14 protein-coding genes are annotated in these 16001 nt (G+C 62.5%); 10 read left to right on the top strand and 4 right to left on the bottom strand.

Annotated features, from left to right (window positions below):
- Positions 1-8: 8 nt before the first annotated feature.
- From ACEN2T_RS19425 to ACEN2T_RS19380, 10 genes are all read left to right on the top strand, one after another.
- Positions 9-1541: a lytic polysaccharide monooxygenase gene (locus ACEN2T_RS19425; RefSeq protein WP_442117325.1), complete on the top strand. Its 1533-nt coding sequence runs from the start codon at positions 9-11 to the stop codon at positions 1539-1541.
- A gap of 202 nt (positions 1542-1743) precedes the next feature.
- Positions 1744-2175: a type II secretion system major pseudopilin GspG gene (gene gspG / locus ACEN2T_RS19420; protein WP_122763904.1), complete on the top strand. Its 432-nt coding sequence runs from the start codon at positions 1744-1746 to the stop codon at positions 2173-2175.
- 6 nt (positions 2176-2181) lie between these two features.
- Positions 2182-2646 (top strand): transglycosylase SLT domain-containing protein, encoded by a 465-nt coding sequence (locus tag ACEN2T_RS19415; RefSeq protein WP_032883995.1) that lies wholly within the window; start codon positions 2182-2184, stop codon positions 2644-2646.
- Positions 2643-3827 carry a type II secretion system F family protein gene (locus tag ACEN2T_RS19410; RefSeq protein ID WP_032883996.1) on the top strand — a complete coding sequence of 395 codons (1185 nt, stop codon included), beginning with the start codon at positions 2643-2645 and terminating at the stop codon, positions 3825-3827. Before ACEN2T_RS19415 ends, ACEN2T_RS19410 begins: the two co-directional genes overlap by 4 nt.
- A gap of 4 nt (positions 3828-3831) precedes the next feature.
- Positions 3832-5469, top strand: a complete 1638-nt coding sequence (locus ACEN2T_RS19405) for a GspE/PulE family protein (RefSeq protein ID WP_122754267.1) — start codon at positions 3832-3834, stop codon at positions 5467-5469.
- Positions 5450-6175 (top strand): hypothetical protein, encoded by a 726-nt coding sequence (locus ACEN2T_RS19400; protein ID WP_095185083.1) that lies wholly within the window; start codon positions 5450-5452, stop codon positions 6173-6175. Before ACEN2T_RS19405 ends, ACEN2T_RS19400 begins: the two co-directional genes overlap by 20 nt.
- Complete coding sequence (locus ACEN2T_RS19395) at positions 6172-6726, top strand: hypothetical protein (protein ID WP_095185084.1); 555 nt, start codon at positions 6172-6174, stop codon at positions 6724-6726. Before ACEN2T_RS19400 ends, ACEN2T_RS19395 begins: the two co-directional genes overlap by 4 nt.
- A 5-nt stretch (positions 6727-6731) precedes the next feature.
- Positions 6732-7268, top strand: a complete 537-nt coding sequence (locus ACEN2T_RS19390) for a hypothetical protein (protein ID WP_032884514.1) — start codon at positions 6732-6734, stop codon at positions 7266-7268.
- Entirely contained in the window at positions 7265-7756 is a 492-nt protein-coding gene (locus ACEN2T_RS19385) for a hypothetical protein (RefSeq protein WP_095185085.1), read from the top strand. The genes ACEN2T_RS19390 and ACEN2T_RS19385 overlap by 4 nt, the downstream gene beginning before the upstream one ends.
- Positions 7757-7774: 18 nt before the next feature.
- Positions 7775-9694, top strand: coding sequence for a secretin N-terminal domain-containing protein (locus ACEN2T_RS19380; protein WP_442117324.1), 1920 nt, complete (start codon positions 7775-7777; stop codon positions 9692-9694).
- A 137-nt stretch (positions 9695-9831) separates the two neighbouring features.
- Here the strand turns inward: ACEN2T_RS19380 and etfB are convergent, their stop codons facing one another.
- The 4 genes from etfB to dgcA form a co-directional block, all read right to left on the bottom strand.
- The gene (etfB, locus tag ACEN2T_RS19375; protein ID WP_442117323.1) at positions 9832-10602 is read right to left on the bottom strand and encodes an electron transfer flavoprotein subunit beta; all 771 of its coding nucleotides are present in this window, start codon (positions 10600-10602) and stop codon (positions 9832-9834) included.
- A gap of 10 nt (positions 10603-10612) precedes the next feature.
- Positions 10613-11833, bottom strand: coding sequence for an electron transfer flavoprotein subunit alpha (gene etfA / locus ACEN2T_RS19370; protein WP_442117322.1), 1221 nt, complete (start codon positions 11831-11833; stop codon positions 10613-10615).
- Complete coding sequence (gene dgcB / locus ACEN2T_RS19365) at positions 11833-13776, bottom strand: dimethylglycine demethylation protein DgcB (RefSeq protein ID WP_122763907.1); 1944 nt, start codon at positions 13774-13776, stop codon at positions 11833-11835. The genes etfA and dgcB overlap by 1 nt, the downstream gene beginning before the upstream one ends.
- Positions 13777-13930: 154 nt before the next feature.
- A complete protein-coding gene (gene dgcA, locus ACEN2T_RS19360) occupies positions 13931-15991 on the bottom strand; it encodes a dimethylglycine demethylation protein DgcA (RefSeq protein WP_099601666.1) in 2061 nt (686 codons plus the stop codon).
- Positions 15992-16001 lie beyond the last annotated feature (10 nt).

Below are 16001 nucleotides of genomic sequence, written 5' to 3'. Positions count from 1 at the left end.
ACTACAACATGAATAACCTAAAGCGCTACACAAGGAACTTGATTAACTGGGTGCTCGCACTGGCAATTCTGATGCCGGCGCTGGCGATAGCCCATGGCGGCGTGGATACCCCCATCGCACGACAGATCCACTGCAGAATGCTTCCGGACTTTTGGTCAGGTAGCAAAAGTGACGCTGGGTGCGCAGCACTGGACAAAAAAAGTGAAAAGTATCCAGGTCAACAATGGAATGAAGTCGCGCACTTGATCCGGGCGCCCGGCTATGAGGACCTGGAGACCGTCAAGCGAGAAGTGCCGGACGGCAAACTGTGCTCGGCAGCCGACAGCAAAAAAGACGGCCTGAACCTGGTAGGGAACGAATCGCCGTTGGAGGCGAAATGGGATTGGCACCGCACCGACGTGACGCCCGAAAACGGCAAAATGGACGTGCGCATCATCGGCACGGCGCCCCACGTGCCCAGCTTTGCGCGGGTGTTCCTGACCAAACCAGGCGTTGACCCAACCCGCGCCCCCTTGACCTGGAATGACTTGACCCTTATCCACACCGAGCAATTCACGGTCGCGCAAACCAACTGGGGCAACAAGCCACCGGCTATTTCGGCCTCGGGATACTTCAAGATGTCAGTTCCGGTTCCGGCACAGCAGTCCGGCAAGGCGACGCTCTTCGTGCAATGGCAGCGCATAGATCCGGCCGGGGAAGGGTTCTACAACTGCAGCGACATTAACATCGTCGGGGGCGGTATTCCGGAGCGCTGGCGCGAGCTTGGCCAGTTCATCGACGCCGTCATGGGCGCCCTCAAACCCGGTGACGCCGTGCGCTTCCGCATCCTCGACAACACCCCGCGAGCCCAGGAGGTCGTCGATATAACCCTGCCCATCACGGCAGCCAATCTGGACGCGAAAATCTGGGGCCAACAACTGGCCAGTCAGATCAATGCGAGCATCGCCAAAGTCGGGGAAAAGCACGGTAACGACATTGCGTTCAACTCAGCCGACCCAAGCGCCAACTCAGTGTTCGTCCAGAACGAGGGTTACTCCAAGGCGATGTCCATCATTCCGGGTGGGGAAACGCCTGTTAACCCAGCGCCACCGGTTGCCCGTATTACCGGCCCCACTTCGTTGAAGTCCGGACAGGCATTTACCTTCAGTGGCACGGGCTCGACCGGTAGCAACGGGCAACTGCTCTACCAATGGGCGGTGCCTGGGATGACCGGGGCGCAGAACGCCGCCAACGTCAGCGGTACTGCCTACACCGTCACAGAGGCGACCCCGTTCAAGGCACGCCTGAATGTGCGCGACCAGCAAAACGGCAAGACCAGCCAGGCGGAGTTCGACTTCACGGTGACTCCGGACAGCGGCGGCGGAGAGTATCCGGCCTACGTAGAGGGCACACCGTACAAAGCCGGGGACATCGTGAGCAACGCTGGCGGTAACTACCGCTGCAGACCGTTTCCGAACAGCGGCTGGTGCGCTGGTGCCGCATGGGCTTATGCACCGGAAACCGGCGAAGCATGGCGCGACGCTTGGGAAAAGGTGGAATAAGCCGACGCGCATATTCATTAACTCGATAACCCCAAGAGCCAAACGTTATAGGGCGCCTCACGGCGCCTTATATCGACGAACGCTACAGTTGTAGAGGTGTAATTCGAATAGCGATGCAGTACTACCGGCGGTGCCCGCTCAAACGCGGGCCGGGAGATGGCTACACAACCGCCGTGCCTTGGCACTCCCACAGGGTATCTCCATGTACAGTCGCGCCTTTTTCCGCACCCGCTCCTGCGGTTTCACCTTGCTTGAGCTGCTGGTAGTCCTGCTGATCATTGCCCTGCTCGCCAGCTACGTCGGGCCGAAGATGTTTGATCGATTGGAACTGGCCAAGGTGCAAACAGCCCAGGGGCAGATGAAGTCCCTTGCCGATGCCTTGCATCAGTACCGCTTGGACACTGGCACCTACCCCGACGAAACACTCGGCCTGAATGCGCTCACGACGCGCCCCGCCAACGCGAACAATTGGCAAGGGCCGTACCTCAAGTCACTGCCGCCAGACCCATGGGGCAACCCTTACCTCTTCAAGAACCCCGGTACTGCGCCCAACGACGCAGAGATCATCTGCCTGGGCCGAGACGGCAAAGCTGGCGGTGAGAACACCTACGCCGACATCGTCTACGGGCTGTGACCCACCATGCGCCGCCTGCCGCTTGCCTTAACCCTGTTGTGCTGCATGGGCGTTGCCCAGGCCAACTGCTGGCAATTGGCGGCCAGCCGTTACCACGTTGACCCGCTTCTGCTGTACGCCATCGCCAAGGTCGAGTCCGGCCTCAACCCACACGCGCGTAACGTCAACAGTGACGGCAGCCAGGACATCGGCCTGATGCAAATCAACAGCCGTCACTTGCCTGCGCTCGCGCAATGGGGCATCACCGAACAACACCTGATTACCCAGCCCTGCACCAGCGTGATGGTCGGCGCGTGGATCCTCGCCGGGTTTATCCGCGAACAGGGCTATGGCTGGCAGGCAGTCGGCGCCTACAACGCCGGGGCCAAATCGGATCGCCAGGCGCAGCGCTCGCGCTACGCCCGGGCGGTGTGGCGCTACTACGGTGAGTTACTGCAACAACGCCAACAACTGGCGAGGCAGGCACCATGATCGACGTCGACGCACGCATCATCCGCGACGGCCATTTGCAGTCCCTGCAACTGCACGCCGTGGACCTCTCCCAGGCGCGCCGGCAACTGCAGGCCGAGGGTGTGCAAGTCATCTCGCTCAAAGCCCGCCGCCAACTCAAACTGCCGAGTCGCCGCAGCACGTTCGCCCTTGGCCTGTTTATCCAGGAACTGGTGGTGCTGCTGGACGCCGGACTGGTGCTGGTGGAAGCGGTGGAAACCCTGCGCGACAAGGCGCCGCCGGGCGTCAACCGACAGGTCATGAGCGATCTGCTCGCCTCCATGTATGAAGGCAACTCACTGTCCAAGGCGATGCAGCTCAAGCCACAGACGTTTCCTTCGCTGTTGATCGCCACCGTGGCGTCCTCCGAGCACAGCGGCCAATTGGCCGTGGCCCTGCGCCGCTACCATCATTTCGAAGCGCATTTGGAAACCGTCAAAAAGCGCGTCAGCGGCGCCCTGATGTACCCCTTGGTGGTGCTCAGCGTGGGCGCGTTGATCCTGCTGTTTCTGCTGTTTTTCGTGATCCCGCGCTTCGCCTCGGTATTCGATGCGGTCACCGACCTGCCAGCCACCGCGCGCTTCATGGTGTGGTGGGGCGCGCTGGTGGACGCCCATAGCCTGGAGATGCTGGTCGGCTTGGTGCTGGTCATCGCCGCACTGGTGCTGATGTTTCGCAGCGCCGGGTTCAAGCGTCGCGCAGCGGGCCTGTTCTGGAAAATCCCCAGCCTGGGAGCCCAGCGCACGCTGTTTGTGCTCGCGCGGTTTTATCGCACCGCAGGCATGTTGCTGATGGGCGGAATGCCGGTGGTCACGGCGGTGGAGTTGTCCGGCGCGCTACTGCCCGTGGAACGTCAAGGCGCCTTGCGCCAAGCCATGACCGATATCCAGGCCGGCCAACCCCTCTCTACCGCCCTCGCCCGCCATCAACTGACCACCGCCGTCGCCGAACGCCTATTGCGGGTGGGCGAGCAAAGCGGCGAATTGGCGGCCATGTGTGAGCGCATCGCGCAGTTTCACGATGAGGCACTGGAGCGCGCCATTGAGCTGTTCAGCAAGGTGTTCGAGCCACTGTTGATGCTGGTGGTGGGCGGGCTGATCGGCTTGATCGTGTTCATGCTGTACATGCCGATTTTCGAACTGGCGGGTTCCATTCAGGGGTAACGCGATGAGTGAGCAGACACTGCAATGGCAAGCGCTTGCGGCACAACGAGGCATCCCCTTGTCCGATTACCTGCGGGAGGTCCTGGAAAAAGCACCCGACCAATTAAGCACTATCGCCCAGCCCCTCGGCCTGCTTGCCATCGCTCCGCAAACCCTCAGTGAAAACTGGCGTTTTGATCTGCTGGCATTGCCCCAGGCACTGATCCATAACGCGCTGCCTGTGGATAACCACGGTGAGCCCTGCCTGGTACTGGGCGACCCGTTCACCCTGGCCAGCCGACACTGGTTGCAGTCCTCCAAAACCTTGCGCCAATTACCCCTCGCCATGAGCCTGCCCGGCGCGGTGAAAGCTCAATTGACCCTGGCCGAAGCCAGCCAACGGGTCATGCAACCCTTCGGCAGCGACGATGAAAGCGCCCGTGTCAGCCAGGCCGCCCAGGAAATTTCATTGAGCAGCATCGCCCGCGACGACAACCCAGTGGTGCGCCTGGTCAACTCCATGTTGTTCGATGCGCTGCAAAGCCGCGCCAGTGACATCCATGTGGAAACCACGCCCCAGGGCCTGGTGATCAAATACCGTATCGACGGCGTGTTGCAGCAGATGGGCCAGGCCAGCGGCCTGGACATGGCCGAGCAGGCACTGTCGCGGATCAAGGTGCTGTCGGAGCTGGATATCGGCGAGCGGCGGGTGCCCCAGGACGGACGCTTCAAGATGAAGATCCAGGGCCGCGAGGTGGATTTTCGTGTGTCGATCATGCCCAGCATCCACGGCGAAGATGCGGTGCTGCGGATTCTCGACAAGTCCCAGCGCGGCGAATCCCTGAGCTTGGAAACCCTTGGCCTGAGCGCCGACACCATCGCGCGCATCCGCGTATTGGCCAGCGAACCCTATGGCATGTTGCTGGTGACCGGACCCACCGGCAGCGGCAAATCCACCACGCTGTACGCCGCCCTGTCGGAGACCAATACCGGCGAGAAAAAGATCATCACCATCGAAGACCCGGTTGAATACGAACTGCCCGGCGTGCTGCAAATTCCGGTCAACGACAAGAAGGGCCTGACCTTCGCCCGTGGCCTGCGCTCGATCCTGCGCCACGACCCGGACACGATTCTGGTGGGGGAAATCCGCGACGGCGAAACCGCCGGTATCGCGGTGCAGGCGGCGCTGACCGGGCACCTGGTGCTGTCGTCGGTGCACGCCAACAGCGCGTTCAGTGTGCTGGAGCGCTTTACCTATATGGACGTGGACCCGGCCAGTTTTGTCGAAGCCCTCAACGGCGTGGTCGCCCAGCGCCTGGTGCGGCGCATCTGCCCGGACTGCGGCGTCGACGCCGAGCCCGACCCCGATATTGTCCGCCTCGCCCAACTGCCTGACGCCCAACTCAGACAGGGCCACTACCGTGTGGGCACAGGCTGCGAGACCTGCCGCCACACCGGCTATCGAGGCCGGCTCGCCCTGGCCGAAGTGCTGACGCTGACCGACAGCATCAAGGAGGGCCTGCTCAACCGCAATTCGGCCTCCAGCCTGCGTGAACTGGCGCGTGAAGCCGGCCACGTATTTATCCGCGATATCGCCCTGGCCCATGCCGCCCAGGGCGATACCACGCTCAAGGAGATCCACCGTGTCATTTCCCTTTATTGAGCATGTGGTGTGGCTGCACAGCACCGGTGCCGAGTGGGCCGCGCGCCCGCGCTGGCGCGGTGCGCCGGTGTGGCGCGCGCAACATGAAGGCGTGCCCTTGGCCGCCTGCGCCGAGCTGTTGGAACAGGCGCCGCGCGGCCGCGTAGGGTTCCTGGACCGCGCCACGGTGCTGCTGGGATTTCCCCATGTGCATTACCTGATGCTGGGGTGGCAAACCGGGTTGTACAGCGCAGACGATTGGCAAGGATTCGCCGAGGCCACGTTCAGCCAACAAGCCGGCATCGACCCTGAGCAGTGGCAAATACACGTGGCGGACAGCGCCTTCGGCCATGAACGCCTGGCGGTCGCGATGCATCGGGAGCTGCTGCACGACCTGCGTGAGCTATTCAAGCTGCGTCGCCTGCCGCTGGTGACGTGTATGCCATTGCTGACAGCGGTGGCGCAGCGGTATTGGCGGCACTTACCGGCCGACTGTGTGCTGGTGGTGCCCGAAACCGAAAGCCTCAGTTGCCTCTATCGACAACAGGGTGTGATCGATCAGGTCTGCGTCATACCCACCCCACGCGGCAGCACCTTGAGCGACAACCTGTTCACCGCCGACCTGCTGGTGGAGCGGCATGCCGCTGCCACCTTGGTGGTCACCAACACCCCGGCGGAAAACCGGTTGGGTCCGGTGCACCCCTGGCTGGAGGAGTCGTCTGCATGAAATCCAGGCTCGCGACTGTCTGGCAGCACCTGCGTACGCCTCAAGGGCCACACGTGGATTTCCTACGCGCCAGCGCCACCCGCAGGCCGTGGGTGACTGTCCTATGGCTGGGCGCGGCCGCCCTGCTGTTCAACACCTGGCAGCACTGGCAACGCATGGAGCAACAGCAACAACAGACCGACGCATTGGAGCAGCACTTCATCCAGCTGACTCGCCGTCAGGAGCAGTTGATACAGGCCGCCATTCGCCTGTCGCCCACGCAAAAACAGCAGCTGTCCACCTTCGCCCAACAAAAGGCCACGCCCTTCGCACTGATGGATGCCGTGGCCCAAGCCTGGTCCCGAGACATCGCCTTGACCCGCGTCGAGATCAACACACAGGCCCAACTGATTCATCTGGACCTGGAAGCCAAAGTGCTGGGCGACGCCTTTCGATTTGCCGAGCGACTCAAGGCGCAACCCGGTGTACAGGTGAACCTGCAACAAAGCGCCCGCAAGGCCAACGACCCGCAACACCCGGTGCAGGTCAAACTCACCGTTGGCGCGGGGTAGTGCCCATGCATGCCCTTACTCGCCACCTGCCGCGCCTGCGCTGGCAACTGACCCAGTGGCAACAGCGCCTGGGATTTTGGGGCCTGCTGGCGGTGGGGGCCATGATGGCGGCGCTGGTGATCGAAGTGACGGTGATCTACCCGGCAGGCATCAGCGACAACCTGCGCCGCCAGGAACTGCAGGCCGGCATCGATGAACAGCCTCAGGATGTGCAAGTCACCGAACCGGCAGTGGTCGAGCGCCTACCCAGCGCGCAGGACTTTGCCCCCCGCCTGGAAACGCTGCTGGGTGTGCTCAGCCGCTACGGCTTTGCCATCGAACAGACCACGCTGGCCTACTCCGCGCCCGGCGACACAGGGCTGCAACGGCTGGACGTGGAGATCCCGCTCTCCGGCCCCTACGCCTTATTGCGCAATGCCCTGGTCGACCTCTCGAACGAGCCCGCCGTGCGCATCGAGCGCGTGACCCTGGAACGCAAAGACATCAGCAGCGGCATGCTGGACATCAACCTCAAGGTCAGTGTGCTGGGGGTGGTGGAATGAAGCTGCCACTGTATTTGCGCGTGCTCCTGTTATTGACCCTGATCAGCTGTGGCTGGCTGTTCTGGCAGGACACGGTGGACAGCCCTGCCCCTGCATCGTCACCCGTGACGACGACGCCGCAGATCAAACCCACAGCGCCAGCGTCACCCTCAGCGCCAACCTTGGCTGAGACGGTCGACCTGTTCCCCACCCAAACCTGGACACCTGCGCCGCCCCCCATTCCAGTCGACACCGCACCGCCCAAACCACCTGCGCTGCCCTTCAGCGTGAGCGCGCAGTGGCGTTATGAGAACCAATCGAAAATCGTCGTGCTGCGCGGTAACGATCGCCAATACACGCTGTGCAACCGCTGCTCGGTGCCGGGGCGCATCGTGCCCGGCAAGATGCTCGACTCGCACTACCGACTGGACAAGCTGACCGACACGACCGTGGTGCTGACCTACATGCCGCTCAAGCATGTCAGCACCTTGCGGCTTGACACTCACTGACCAGGGCGGGACACGATCATGGCGATACGTACATGGATTTATTTGAGCCTGACCCTGGCTCTGCTCAGCGCGTGCCAGACCCAACGCGCAATCAAAGAGAGCGATGAGTTGCGCCAAAAGGGCGACATCATCCGCTCGGTGGAAGTGCTCCAAGCCGAAGCCAAACAAGACCCGGACGACGTGCAACTGCGCACCGCCAATTTCAGCAAACTGGAGTTGCTGGTGGCCCAGTACAGCCGCGAGGCCAGTACCGCACTGATGCGTGGTGACGACGCGGCCGCCATCCGCGCCCTGGAAACCATCCTCAAATACGACCCCAGCAACCTCGGCGCACGCCAGGAGATCCAGAGCATCCAGGCGATGAAACAACTGCGCCCACAACTGGCGCAGGCCTACGAAATGAAACGCGCAAACCCAGTGGAGGCGCTCAACCTGGTGCGCCGGATCATCGCGCAAAAGCCCAACTACCGAGAGGCCCTGGACTTTCGCAATGCCCTGACCCGCGAGCTGGTCAGCGCCGACTACCTCAGCGCCGACCTTTCCGAGGCCATGCGCAAACCCCTGAGCCTGGAGTTCAGCGCCCAGAGCCTGACCACGATTTTCGAGACCATCGCGCGACTCTCGGGGGTCAACTTCGTCATCGACAAAGACGTCAATCCCAGCGCCTCGGCAAGCATGACCGCCAGCCGAACCACCGCCGAAGATGCGCTGAACCTGCTGCTGACCACCCAAGGGCTGGACAAGAAAATCCTTAACGCCAACACCATCCTGGTTTACCCCCGCCGCCCGGACAAAGAACGTGAATACCGTGAGTTGGCCGTCCGCACCTTCTACCTCAGCCATGGCGACCCCAAGGTCATCGCTGCCGAGATCAAGCAGGTGTTCAAGCCCAAGGAGGTGTTGGTAGACGAGCGCCTGAATGCGGTGATTGTGCGCGATGGGCTGGACACCCTCAGCGCCGTGGAAAAACTGGTGGAGGCCATCGACATTGCGCAGTCGGAAGTGACCATCGATATCCAGGTGCTGGAGGTCAGCCTGACCGACGAATTGAACCTGGGCATCCAGTACCCGGAAGGTATCGGCTTGTCGGTAGGCAACCTGGCCAACGTGCCCGCCGGGCTTGCGGGTATCCCCATCAGCGCGTTGCGCGGGATCAACGGTGACAACATCCTGCTGGATTCGGGCAGCACATCGGCGCGTATCAATATGCTGCAGCGCAGCGGCAACACCGTGACCCTGGCCAACCCCAGGGTGCGGGTGCGCAATCGTGAAGAAGCCCAGGTGAATATCGGCGACAAGATCCCGGTGGTGACCACCACCACCGCCAACCAGATCACCACCTCATCGGTGTCTTATCAGGACGTGGGGCTGCAGATCACCGTCAAGCCCAATATCAGCCTGAGCGATGAGGTGAACCTGGAGCTGAACGTGGAAATGAGCCACATCACCAAGCGCATTCCCGGCTCGGAAAACGTGCCAGCCACCTTCGAACTGGGCTCACGTTCCACCAAGACCCTGCTGACCGCGCGCAACAACGAAACCCAGATCGTCTCGGGGCTGATCCGCACCTCGGATATCGATGAAGGTTCGGGGCTGCCGTGGTTGAGCCAGATCCCGTGGATCGGCAAGAAACTGTTCGGCACTAACCAAAATACTCAGCAGAAAACCGAGATCATCCTGCTGCTGACGCCGAGGATCGAACGCAACCTCGACCTGCCGATTTCCCAGATCAGCACCTTTCACAGCGGCACCGAAGCGCGCAGCTCAACCCAGGGCATGATCCTGCGCGACACCACCGACAAAATGATCCTCAAGCCGATGGGCGGCGACCCTACACAGGCCCTGCCACCGCCGATGCAACAGCCGGATGCCACCTGGCAGCCGCTGCCGCCACCGCTGCCGGAGCTGGTGCCGAAACCCGCGCCAGCCGCCCCTTAACCTCAGACCCTGATGGAGATAAAAATGTGGGAGGGGGCTTGCCCTCGATGGCGGTGGATCAGTTCAGTACATCTGTGACTGACACAGCGCTATCGGGGGCAAGCCCCCTCCCACATTGGTTTTGCAGTGTTGGTGGGTTAGCGCACGACGCCTTCTTCTATGAGCAACTTGAGAATGGCTTGGGCGCCTTCCTCGGCGCTGACACCTTTGAGCACTTGCCCACCGCCACCACTGGCCTTGGCCGTAGCGGCTTTCATGCGGTCGGCGCCGCTTTTGGCTTTGATCACTTTGAGGCGTTTGGGACGAGGCTTGGCTGGTTGCAGCACCGCGCCTGTGAATAACTCATCGACTTCAACTTCAACCTCATGGGCTGCCAACTCACCGCGTTGTGCCGGGCCATAGGCGCTCTGCCGAGGCTTGGGCGCGGCGTTATCCACAGTCGCCAAAAACGGCAAGCGCACCTTCAAGCGCCGCCGCTGCCCACGCGGCAAGGCTTGCAGCACATGAGCAACGCCGCCTTCGATGGACTCCACCTGAGCCAACCCGACAACCAGCGGCCAGCCCAATTGCTCGGCCAGCAGAAACGGCAGCATGCCCGAGCCTTCACCGGTTTCGGCCTGGCTGCCGGTGAGTACCACCTGGGCGCCTGCCTCGCGCAGATAATCACTGAGTACCGGCAAGGCATCGGCACCCTCCGGTTGTTCGAGTACATGCAGTTGCGGCAAGCCCATGCCCAAGTAGCTGCGCAAGGTGGGTTCGGCGATATTGCCCGCGTGCAGCACCTGCAACTTATCCCCAGCCATTTGCAGGCCGAGTTCAACGGCTCGCGCATCCTGCTCTGCCCGGCGCGGGCGCCCGGAGGTGGGGTGTGCGCCGATGGACACCAGGCTGATTACATTCGTGGTCATAGTCATGTCCTCAAGCCGCATCGCGCTTGGCGCCGTTGCGGTAGGCCTCGACCGCATCGATCAAGGCTTGCAGTATCGCGGCGCTTTCGCCGATCACCGACAGGTCGGCACGCTTGATCATGTCGCAACCCGGATCGAGGTTGATCGCCACCACCTTGTCGCAGGCACCGATGCCTTGCAGGTGCTGGATTGCCCCGGAAATCCCCACGGCCACATACACCCGTGCGGTGACCCAGGTGCCGCTGGCGCCGACCTGGCGATCGCGGGCCATAAAGCCGTCGTCCACGGCCACACGCGAGGCGCCTTCGGTGGCGCCCAGGGCAGCAGCGGTTTGGTGGAACAGGTTCCAATCCTTCACGCCGTTGCCGCCAGAGAAAATAAACTCAGCCTCGGCCATGGGGATCGCCGCCGGGTCCACCGCCACCGCGCCGAGGTCTTCGATGCGCGGCAGTCTGCGGGCCAGGGTTGTGGATAACTCCACGGGCAAGACTTCATGACGTGTGTCGCTGACCGGATCGGCACATTCGACGGCGGCGAGGATCAGGCGCGGCAGTGGCCGCGCCAGGTCTTCCTGGCCAGCGCCGGCGCGGCCGATGCACGCGTCGCCCTTGATCTGCCACACCCGCGTGGCCGGGCGCTCCTTGAGGCTCGCGGCAAACCGCCGACCCAGCTCACCACCGCCGCTGCGGCTGTCGGGCAGCAACCAATGGCGTGGGTTGAACTGGTTATCCACAGCCCGCAAACCCTGCACGCGTTGTTCTGGTGAATAACCGTCGAATTCGTGGCCGTCCAGCACCAGCAGACGGTCGACACCGGCCGTGGCGAACGCGTTTTCCTTATGCTCGCCAAACACCACCGCCAACACCGCACCGTCGCTGCCGGCAAGTTGCCGAGCCAGGCCGAGCAGGTCGCGGTCGTGGCTGCTCAAGCGGCCGCCGACCATGTCCGGCACCACGTTGATATAGAACGCCGGCGCAGGCACCTGATGCAGCGGCAACTGCACTTCAATCGCCGCCGTACGCTTGGTCACGCCACCCTGCTGGGCGCCGCTGCGGTCGATGCGCTTGATGCCGTTAGGGCCGATAAAACCGACGCCATGTACGTTTTTGCGGATAACGCCGTTCGGCCCCATCCAGCTGTGTTGTACCGGCTGCATCGCCGCATGCAACGGGTGCAGGCGGTTACGGGCGATCCATTCGGCCCGTGGGTCGCGGCGGATAATGTCGCTCATCAGTGCACCTCCGCAGGTTCACGTTTGATGGGAGCTTTGGCTGGCGACGCCTCGTCAAGCAACGCATCGGCCACCAGCTCGGCGATATCCTTGATCAACGGACGCGGCTCGACCACACCTTCAAGCATCGCAGTGCATTGTGGACAGCCCACCGCCACCAGCTCGGCGCCGGTTTCGCGGATGTCGTCCATGCGCATGTCGGGGATACGTTGCTTGCCGGGGATGTCGGTGATCGGCGCGCCGCCGCCACCGCCGCAGCAACGCGAGCGGAAGCCCGAACGTTGCATCTCCTTGACCTCGATCCCCAGCGCCCGCAGCACTTCGCGCGGCGCCTCGTATTCGCCGTTATAGCGGCCCAGGTAACACGGGTCGTGGTAGGTCACGCTGTTGCCTTTGTGCTGGCCCAGGTTCAGCGCGCCCTCGCCGATCAGCTCGGCCATGAAAGTGCTGTGGTGCTGTACGCGGTAGTTGCCGTTGAAGGCGCCGTACTCGTTTTTCAGCACATGAAAACTGTGCGGATCGCAGGTGACGATGCGCTTGAAGCTGTACTTGGCCAACGTCTGGATATTGCGCGTAGCCAGCAGTTGGAACGTCGCCTCATCGCCCAGGCGACGGGCAACGTCGCCACTGTCGCGCTCTTCCAGGCCGAGCACGGCGAAATCGACTTTGGCTGCTTTGAGCACTTTGACGAAAGCGCGCAGGGTGCGTTGGTTGCGCATGTCGAAGGCGCCATCACCGACCCAGAACAGCACGTCAACGCTGCTTTTGTCGCTGAGCAACGGCAGGTTCAAATCCGCCGCCCAGTTCAGGCGACCGCCCGGTGCGAAACCGCCGGGGTTGTCGGTGGCGATCAGGTTTTCCAGGACTTCGGCGCCTTTGTTCGGCGTGGCGCCTTTTTCCAGGGTGAGGTGGCGGCGCATGTCGACGATGGCATCCACGTGCTCGATCATCATCGGGCACTCTTCCACGCAGGCGCGGCAGGTGGTGCAGGACCACAGGGTTTCGGCGTCCACCAGGCCGTTGACGATCGGTTGATGCGGATTGCCGCTGTGTTCGCCAATGGCTTTGCCTGGGTATGGGCTGCCGGCGAATTTGGCATCGGTGCCGCCGGCCAGGCCGACCACCATGTCCTGGATCAGCTTTTTCGGGTTCAACGGCTGGCCGGCGGCAAAGGCCGGGCACGCCGCTTCGCACTTGCCGCACTGCACACAGGCGTCGAAGCCGAGCAGTTGGTTCCAGGTGAAATCCTTGGGTTTCTCCACGCCCAACGGCGCGGATTTATCACTGAGGTCCAGCGGCTTCAAGCCGGTGGAACGACCACCGCCAAAGCGTTCGGCGCGACGGTGCCAGGCCAGGTGCAGTGCACCGGCGAAGGCGTGTTTCATCGGGCCGCCCCAGGTCATGCCAAAGAACATTTCGGACACGCCCCACAGCACACCCACACTCAAGAGCGCAGCCAGCAACCAACCGCCGAAGTCCGCCGGCAGAATCCCGGCCACGGGCAAGGTCACCAGGAAAAAGCTCACCGAGAACGCCATCAGGCTTTTCGGCAGGCGCATCCATGGGCCTTTGGACAGGCGCGACGGCGGATTGCGCCGGCGCAGGTAAACGAAGGTGGCGCCGACAAACATCAACACCGAGGCCAGCAGCAAGGCGTAACCGAGGATACGGTTTTGCAGGCCGAAGCCATGCACCAGAATCGCCAGCAGTGCCGACAGCACAAAGCCCAGGGCAGTGGCGACGTGGGTGTTAGCGATGTATTTGTCGCGGGCGACCACGTGGTGCAGGTCGACCATGTAGCGCTTGGGCATGGCCAGCAGGCCGCCCAGCAGGTCGACTTTGGACGCGCGGCCACGGCGCCACATGTTCACCCGGCGCAGGGCGCCGAGGACGGCAAGGCCCAAGGCGGCGAACAAGAGAATAGGCAGCAAGGTGTTCAACATGGTGAAGCTCCCACAGACCACACAAATCTAATGCGAAACTGACCCGAATGTGGGAGGGGGCTTGCCCCCGATGGCGGACTGTCAGTCGGTACAGTTGTCGCTGACCCACCGCTATCGGGGGCAAGCCCCCTCCCACATTTTTGGCCCTGTGGTGTCAGAAATCCTTGCACAGGCGCAGGGCGTCATAGATGGCAGCGTGGGTATTTCGCTGTGCCACACAGTCACCGATGCGGAACAGCAAGTACCCCTCGCCCGCCTCGCTCAGGCACGGCTGCGGCTTGATCGCGAACAAGGCTTCAACGTCAATCTGACCCTTGTTGCGCGAACCTTCCTTGAGCCCGTAGTAGATGGCTTCATCCGGACGCACGCCGTTCTCGACCACCACCTGGTCCACTACCCGCTCTTCTTTGGCGCCGGTGTATTCGTTCTCCAGCACCGCCACCAGCTTGTCGCCTTCGCGGTAGACCTTTTCCAGCATCATGTCGCCGGTCATGATCACTTCTTTCGGGTACATGCTGCGGTAGTAGGTCGGGAACGACGTACCGCCAATCGCCACGCCCGGCTTGATGTCGTCGGTGACGATTTCCACCTGGCTGCCTTTGTCGGCCAGGAAGTCAGCCACTGACATGCCGGTGAATTCGCAGATGGTGTCGTAGACCAGCACGTTCTTGCCCGGCGCGACTTTGCCGTCGAGCACGTCCCAACTGCTCACCACCAGGCCTTCGGCCGCGCCCCAGTGTTCGTTCTGCTCGATGTTCGGATGCCCGCCGACCGCCAGCACCACCACGTCTGGACGCAGGTCCAGGATGGTCTCGGCATCGGCCGCCACGCCCAGGCGCAGGTCGACTTTCAAGCGCGCCAGTTCCAGTTGGAACCAGCGCGTGATCCCCGCGATCTGGTCGCGTTGCGGAGCCTTGGAAGCAGTGGTGATTTGCCCGCCGATAAATTCTTTCTTCTCGAACAGGGTTACGTCGTGGCCACGTTCGGCTGCTACACGCGCAGCTTCCATCCCTGCTGGGCCGGCGCCGACTACGACGACCTTGCGTTTCGGTCCGGTGGATTTCTCGATGATGTGCGGCACGCCCATGTATTCACGGGACGTCGCGGCGTTCTGGATGCACAGCACATCCAGGCCCTGGTACTGGCGGTCGATGCAATAGTTGGCGCCGACGCACTGTTTGATCTGGTCGATCTGGCCCATCTTGATCTTGGCGATCAAGTGCGGGTCAGCGATATGTGCACGGGTCATGCCGACCATGTCCACATAGCCGCCTTCAAGGATGCGCGTGGCCTGGTTCGGGTCCTTGATGTTCTGCGCGTGCAGCACTGGAACCTTGACCACTTCCTTGATACCGGCCGCCAGGTGCAGGAACGGCTCCGGCGGGTAGCTCATGTTCGGGATTACGTTGGCCAGGGTGTTGTGGGTGTCGCAACCCGAGCCGACGACGCCGATGAAATCGAGCATGCCGGTGTCGTCGTAATACTTGGCGATCTGCTTCATGTCCTCGTGGGACAGGCCGTCCGGGTGGAACTCGTCACCGCACAGGCGCATGCCCACGCAGAAGTCATCACCGACTTCCGCGCGCACGGCTTTCAACACTTCCAGGCCGAACTTCATGCGGCCTTCGAAGGTGCCGCCCCATTCGTCGGTACGCTTGTTGACCCGCGGGCTCCAGAACTGGTCGATCATGTGCTGGTGCACCGCCGACAGTTCCACACCGTCAAGGCCACCGGCCTTGGCACGCTTGGCGGCACTGGCGTAGTTGCCGATAACGCGCCAGATCTCTTCCGGCTCGATGGTCTTGCAGGTCGCGCGGTGCACCGGCTCACGTACACCGGACGGCGACATCAGGGTCGGCCAGTTAAAGCCGTCCCAACGCGAGCGACGGCCCATGTGGGTAATCTGGATCATGATTTTGGCGCCATGCTTGTGCATGGCGTCCGCCAGGTTCTGGAAGTGCGGGATGATGCGGTCGGTGGACAGGTTCACCGAACTCCACCATTCCTGGGGGCTGTCGATGGCGACCACCGAGGAACCGCCGCAGATCGCCAGGCCAATGCCGCCCTTGGCTTTCTCTTCGTAGTACTTCACATAGCGATCGGTGGTCATGCCGCCGTCGGTGGCATACACCTCGGCGTGGGCGGTGCTGAGCACGCGGTTGCGGATGGTCAGTTTGCCGATCTGGATCGGCTGGAACATTGCTTCGAAAGCCATGGCACGGTCC

It is taken from the genome of Pseudomonas sp. W22_MBD1_FP4, assembly GCF_052113765.1.
Classification (GTDB): domain Bacteria; phylum Pseudomonadota; class Gammaproteobacteria; order Pseudomonadales; family Pseudomonadaceae; genus Aquipseudomonas; species Aquipseudomonas sivasensis.
Note: the sequence above shows the minus strand (reverse complement) of the source record. Positions and strands in the feature narration are given on the sequence as shown.